Source organism: Arthrobacter sp. C152 (genome assembly GCF_054890965.1).
The window spans coordinates 49,528-55,640 of record NZ_JBTZSU010000029.1; the positions used below are offsets into that span (position 1 = coordinate 49,528).

Consider the following 6,113-nt stretch of genomic DNA (forward strand, 5'->3'; position numbering starts at 1 on the left):
GGTCCCTGGGAGCGGCCCCCGGAACCCGGGCCAACGCCGGCCCGGGGTAGGGGTAGGGGCGCTGCCTCGCAGGGCCTACCTTGTAGGAGCTGCTGATGGCGATGCGGGTGAAGTCAGCAGATTCGTAACAGGCGTTTGTTGGCATGGGAATGACGAGCTCGATATATCCGCGCACTGCTTGCCTCAGGCTTGGGAAGCGTTCCCAAGAAACCCTTTACTACTCCGGGACACGTTATTAAAGTGGGTTGCGTCATAGTCCGGATGGGCGCCGGGGGGCGTCTGGAAAGGGGGAGTGCATCACCACTGACCATTACCAGAAGACCAATGACCACTACGTTGAAAGCCCCTCCTAGGAGGGGCTTCCCTTTTGCGCGAAGTATCGCAGCCCCCGGGTAATCCCCCTATATTTCCAAGGTACCCCGCAATGGGGGCCTTGCGGCAAGGCCCCCACGGCCCCGCATACTGGGCGTCGAACCCGGGCGTCGAACACTGGCGTCCGGGCCGGGGCAGGCGGGGGAGCGGAATGCGCGACGTGGTGATTGTAGGAGGCGGGCCCACCGGGTTGATGCTGGCCGGTGAGCTGAGGCTGGCGGGTGCGGACGCCGTCGTCCTTGAACGCAGGGAAACCCAGGAACTGGCGGGCTCGCGCGGAGGAGGAATCCACTCGCGAAGCATTGAACTGCTGGACCAGCGCGGCATTGCGGACAGGTTCCTGGCCGCGGGCAAGACGGTGCAGACTGCCACGTTCGGCGGCACCCAGCTCAGCCTCGCCGGGCTGCCAACCCGCCACCCCTACACGCTGGCGCTCTTCCAGAACCACATCGAGCGGCTGCTGCTGGAGTGGGTGGAGGAGCTGGGCGTGGAGATCCGGCGCGGTGCCGAGGTCACCGGGGTTTCAGCGGACGACGACGGCGTGGACGTCCGGCTCGCATCCGGCGCCGGGGTGCGGGGCCGCTATGTGGTGGGTGCCGACGGCGGGCGCAGCATGGTCCGGCGTTCCGCCGGCATCGCCTTTCCGGGCCCGGACGCCACCCGCAGCAGCCTGATCGCCGAAGTCAAAGTGGCCGGGGAACCCGCCCAGCAGGGAAAAGTGGATGCCCGCGGCATCCACGGCCTCTACCCGATGGGCGGCGGGACCGTGCGCGTAGTGGTGACCGAAGCCCTGCTCGGCACGGCCACCCAACCCACCCTTGAGGACCTGCGCCGGGAGCTGCTGGCAGTCTTCGGCACGGACTTCGGCGTGCACAGCCCTATCTGGCTGTCGCGGTTCACCGACGCCACCCGGCAGGCCGAAACCTACCGGAAGGGCCGGATCCTCGTGGCCGGGGACGCGGCGCATGTCCATTCGCCCACCGGCGGCCTCGGCATCGGGCTGGGACTGCAGGACGCCGTCAACCTCGGCTGGAAACTCGGGCAGGTTGCCAGCGGCGCGTCCGGTGATGAACTCCTGGACACCTACCATTCCGAACGGCACCCCGCCGGGGCACGGGCCCTGAAGTACACCATGGCACAGTCGCTCTTCCAGAAGGCCGACCCCCGGCAGGAAGCGCTGCGCGACCTGCTGGACGAGGTGCTCCGCGTCGACAACGCCGGCACTCCCGTCGCGGCGCTCATCACCGGGCTGGACGTGGCTTACGGGACCGGCGCCGGACACCCCCTCGCCGGGCGGCGGATGCCGGACCTCGATCTCAGCACCGCCGACGGGCCCGCGACGGTGTTCCAGTTGCTGCACCAGGCCCGGCCCGTGCTGCTGGAGTTCGGCGGACCGGTACTGGACGCGGGAGCGTGGGCGGACCGGGTCCGGCATCTTCGGGCCACGTACGACGGCGAGTGGCAGCTTCCGGTGCTCGGCGCCGTGGCTGCCCCGACGGCGGTCCTGGTCCGGCCGGACGGCTACGTCGCCTGGGCGGGCGAGGGCACGGGTGACGGCCTCGCCGGGGCCCTGCGCATATGGTGTGGCAAAGCTAGGGACTTAAGGCCCTAGATCAATATGCTGAACCCTTGTTAGGCTTGCGGCGGTCAGGCAGGCGGCCAATCAGCGCCGCCAAGGGATTGCCCATGACTTCCACTTCCACCCCAAAGCTTCTGCCTGGCGCTGCCCCGCCCTCCTAGCTTCACAAGCTAGCGGGATGTGGCCCATGGACAGTCCATTTTTCGGGGGTGGGCCACCTTCCGCGCCCCTTCTCCGGGGGTCACCAGCGTCGCTGGCTCCCGGAGTTCTATCGAGGCCCGACCGCCGTCGTACGTTTACTCCTCGAAGTACTATCACTCCTCAAAGTGGGCCGTAGCGTCTCCAGGCCCGGCAAAGCGGTCCACCAGCGACTGGGCCAGGGTGTGGAGCTTTTCGTTGCGCGTGCTGGAAGCGCTCCGCAGGACCTCGAACGCCGTGTCCTTGCTGCACTGGTTTTGCGCCATGATGATCCCGCAGGCAAGATCGATCACGGTTCTGGTGTCCATCGCAGCTTTCAGGTCCCGGGCAAGCTGCTCCGCGGAGGATATCCGGACAGCGAGGCGCAAGGCCTTGCCGGCCCTGTCCGCGAACCTCTCCGCCTCCGCCACTGCGTCATCGCTGAAAAGCCCGCTGGCAGGAGCGAAAAAATCCAGGACCGCGCCGGAATCGCCGTCCAGGTTCATGGGTACGCCCAGGGCACTGCTAATGCCTGCCGCCGAGAGGGCGCTGCGGTACTCGGGCCACCGTGGATCTTTTGAGATGTCGCCAAGCAGGACCGGCTGGCCGGTTTCCAGCGCATCAACGCACGGCCCGTCGCCCAGGTTCTGCTCAATCCTGTCCAGCACCACGGCCTTGCCGCTGCTGCCGCCGATGGTCGCGGTCCGCTTGCGCCGGTGCAGTGTTATTGCGCATTCGATCGGCACCCCGGTGGTGCCGCTCATGGTGGTGGCTGCGAACATGGCGATGCCGTCGAGGACGGACTTCATGTCCTCATTTTGCGAGATCAGGTCGACAAGCCGTTCAAAGTCCTCTGCCACTTCTTGGTCCACCATGACTTCAATCTAGGAGTGCCGGGCGGCGCCCACAAGGCGCGATTAATTACCTTCCTGTCAGCGTTGTCACAGCCTCCGTCCAGCGCAGTTATGGAAACGTTATATATGCTTACTGAGTGGTTTCTAGGTCAAGCAGTGGAATTTTGTCAGTTTCGGAACGCCCGGCAGCACGCCAAAACACCCTCATCTCCGGGCGGAAGCATGCCCTGGACGGGCTCCGCACGATCGCCGTCGCCGGCGTCTTCCTCTTCCATACCGCCACCGGGCTGGTCCCCGGCGGATCCATCGGCGTGGACGTGTTCTTCACCCTCAGCGGCTTCGTGATCACCCTGCTGATCATGAAGGAGCGGCTCGCCACCGGACGACTGAACCTCTCGGTCTTCTACGCCAAGCGGCTGGCCCGGCTGTGGCCGGCGCTGCTGGTCCTCTGCGCGGTGATCCTCGCCGTCGGCCTCGTCTTCCCCGCCTCCGGCTGGGGCGGCCAGGCGGGCTTCATCCTTCCTGCCGCCGCGTATGTGATGAACCTGGCGCACGTCGGCGCATTCGGCGGGTCCATCCAGGGGGAGACCCTGGGCCCCACCTGGACCCTCGCCGTCGAAGAGCAGTTCTACCTGGTGTGGCCGCTGCTCCTGCTGGCCATGCTCCGCTTCTGGAAAATCCGCACCGTTGCGGCGGCCACCGTTGCCCTGGCCGGGGCGTTCCTGCTCGAGCGGTTCATGCTGGTCATGTCCGGGGCGCCGCTGAACCGCCTGTACAACGGGCCGGACACCCGGGCGGACGAACTCCTGATCGGCTGCGCGCTCGCGCTCCTGTTCACGGCCCTCCGCGAAGGCTCCCGGCTGCACCGCGCCCTGCAGTGGATCGCCGGCTGGGCCGCCCCGCTGGCGGCAATCACCCTGGGGGCCGCGGTGTTCCTGTTCAGGGAACCGGAGGCTGCCAACGCCTGGTTCAACACGTTCTGGACCGTAGGGCCCACCGCCCTTGCGCTGCTGGCAGCCCTGCTGATCGGCTCGCTGGTCCTCCAGCCGGCCGGGTTCATGGCACGGATCTTCAGCCACCCGTGGCTCGCCCGCCCCGGCCGCGACCTCTCCTACGGCATGTACCTCTGGCACCTGCCCGTGTACCTGCTGCTGATGAGGCTGGTCCCGGACCTGCCCCTCCGCATCGCCCTCTCCGCCGCCCTGACTGTGGTGCTGGCCTACGCGTCCTTCCGCCTGGTGGAGCTGCCGCTGCGGCGCTGGGCCAACGAAAGGCTCGAGCCCGCCGTCGCGCCGCCCGTCCCCGGGCAACACAAAGCGTCGGTGGCCGTCTCCAGCTAAGCCGTGCGCTGGGTCAGCGCACGGCGTCGTCGAGCAGCCGCCGGAATTGTGCTTCGGTGTGTGTCACCGGTGGGGGATTTTCCCAATGGCCGGCAGGCTGACAGGCTGCGGTTTGGCAGTGCCTGCGGCGCTGGAATCGGCGCCGTCCGGACAACAGCCCGGCTCCCCGGCGTTGTCTGCTGGCTGTGCCATGCCTTCATTCCGGGCGTTGTCTGCTGGCTGGGCCTCGCCGTCCCGTCGGACCTGGCCTGTGGGCTCGGCCTTTCCCGCTCCCAGCGGAACCGGCGCTGCACAGCAGCCGTCGCCGTCGTCCGCTTTCGCCGCGGAGGCCTCGCAGCAGCCGTCGTCCTCTGCCTGGCCGGGAACGGCGCAGCACGCATCACCGCGCCACGCGTTGATGCCCTCGCGCACCGCAATACCCGCAATGGCCAGGGCCGCGCCGGCGTCTGCCCACCACCAGCCGAGAGTGCTGTTCAGGACCAGGCCGACAAGCAGCACCGCGGACAGGTACGAGCACAGCAGGGTTTGCTTGGAGTCCGCCACCGCCGTCCTGGAACCGAGTTCGCGCCCTGCCCGCCGCTGTGCCCAGGACAGGACGGGCATGATGGCAAGGCTCAACGCCGCGATGATGATTCCCGGCAGCGAATGTTGCGCTTCTCCTGCCCCGGCCAGGGACCGCACGGCGTCAACAGCGACGAAGGCGGCCAGGGCGAAGAACGAGATGGCGATGATGCGCAGCGTCACGTGCTCCCGACGCCCGGGGTCCTTGGCGGAGAACTGCCACGACAAGGCAAGGGCTGACGTGACCTCGATGACGGAGTCCAGGCCGAAACCAACCAATGCCGAAGAGTCAGCCACGCCGCCTGCCCACAACGACACTACGGCTTCGACGAGGTTGTATGTAATGGTGGCTCCCGCCAGGAGCCTGATGCGCGTGCGCAGCACCTGCCGGCGTTCGGCGGTGGGCGCCTGGAGTGTTGCGCTCATGCGAGGCACTCCCCATCGGGTGCGCAGCAGGCCGGGTCCACGGCGAGGACAACACTGATCAGGTCCTTGATGGCGTGGCCAATCCGGGCGTCCGCGAGCTCATAGCGGCTCCGCCGTCCGTCCGGGACGGCAACCACCAGGCCGCAGCCGCGCAGGCATGTCAGGTGATTGGACATGCTCTGCCGGGATACCCCAAGGCTGTCGGCCAGCTCGGAGGGGTACGACGGCGCCTCGGACAATGCCAGGAGGATGCGGGCACGGGTGGGGTCGGACACCGCATAACCGAAGCGGGCCAGCACGGGTGCCTGGGTCAGGGTCTGCATGCTCCCAAAGTACAGTTGTGGCTGTATTCAGGCAAACCTGAACTAACGCTGGCGGAGCGTTCCCGGGTGTTACTGCCTGCCGTGTCACTCGTCTTCCTATAAATGTCACACCCTCCCTCCATGATGGGTTTATGGGAATGGCGGCGGTTTCGAGGGCGTTTGAGGATATCCGTGCTGCCCTTGCCGTGCTCCACGCCGAGGTGGACAGCGGAGGCTTGGAGCCGTTTTTGGTGGCTGATCCGTTGGCGGGGTTGGCGGATGGGTGCCTGGAGATTCTTGCCGGTGTGCGGGAGGTGGAGGCCGGGTTCGCGGGGTTGAAGGCGAAGGCTGCGGTGACGTACGCGGACAGCGCCCATGCTGTGGCGGGGCCTGATGTGCCGGTGCGGGTGCAGGAGATGGCGGTCGCGGCGGAGATCGGGTGCGTCATGGCTTTGGGGCCGCGGGCGGCGGGGTCGTTCCTGGCAACGTCCCACGCCGTGGT

At 67.4% G+C, this 6,113-nt stretch carries 4 protein-coding genes and 2 pseudogenes; 3 read left to right on the forward strand and 3 right to left on the reverse strand.

Annotated elements, in window-relative coordinates:
• The first annotated feature begins 523 nt into the window (after window positions 1-523).
• Entirely contained in the window at window positions 524-1,984 is a 1,461-nt protein-coding gene (locus ACYSM9_RS16930) for an FAD-dependent monooxygenase (protein WP_461858121.1), read from the forward strand.
• A 281-nt stretch (window positions 1,985-2,265) separates the two neighbouring features.
• Here ACYSM9_RS16930 and ACYSM9_RS16935 read toward each other — a convergent pair whose 3' ends face one another.
• Window positions 2,266-3,003: an ANTAR domain-containing protein gene (locus ACYSM9_RS16935; protein ID WP_461858122.1), complete on the reverse strand. Its 738-nt coding sequence runs from the start codon at window positions 3,001-3,003 to the stop codon at window positions 2,266-2,268.
• 143 nt (window positions 3,004-3,146) lie between these two features.
• Here ACYSM9_RS16935 and ACYSM9_RS16940 point away from each other — a divergent pair, with 143 nt between their 5' ends.
• Entirely contained in the window at window positions 3,147-4,322 is a 1,176-nt protein-coding gene (locus tag ACYSM9_RS16940; protein WP_461858123.1) for an acyltransferase family protein, read from the forward strand.
• A gap of 312 nt (window positions 4,323-4,634) precedes the next feature.
• Here the strand turns inward: ACYSM9_RS16940 and ACYSM9_RS16945 are convergent.
• Both ACYSM9_RS16945 and ACYSM9_RS16950 read right to left on the reverse strand, forming a co-directional pair.
• Window positions 4,635-5,309, reverse strand: a pseudogene (locus tag ACYSM9_RS16945) (cation transporter); the annotation flags it as partial.
• On the reverse strand, window positions 5,306-5,632 hold the full coding sequence (locus tag ACYSM9_RS16950; protein WP_461858124.1) for an ArsR/SmtB family transcription factor: 327 nt from the start codon (window positions 5,630-5,632) through the stop codon (window positions 5,306-5,308). The gene ACYSM9_RS16950 and the pseudogene ACYSM9_RS16945, both read right to left, overlap by 4 nt.
• A 131-nt stretch (window positions 5,633-5,763) precedes the next feature.
• On the opposite strand from ACYSM9_RS16950, the pseudogene ACYSM9_RS16955 reads away from it, so the two are divergent.
• Window positions 5,764-6,113 (forward strand): annotated as a pseudogene (locus ACYSM9_RS16955) (HNH endonuclease signature motif containing protein); the annotation flags it as partial.

Bases quoted from the DNA above. Each gene is read 5' to 3' on its own strand.
- ACYSM9_RS16930 (WP_461858121.1), top strand. From the start codon at position 524: ATGCGCGACGTGGTGATTGTAGGAGGCGGGCCCACCGGGTTGATGCTG.
- ACYSM9_RS16935 (WP_461858122.1), bottom strand. From the start codon at position 3,003: ATGGTGGACCAAGAAGTGGCAGAGGACTTTGAACGGCTTGTCGACCTG.
- ACYSM9_RS16950 (WP_461858124.1), bottom strand. From the start codon at position 5,632: ATGCAGACCCTGACCCAGGCACCCGTGCTGGCCCGCTTCGGTTATGCG.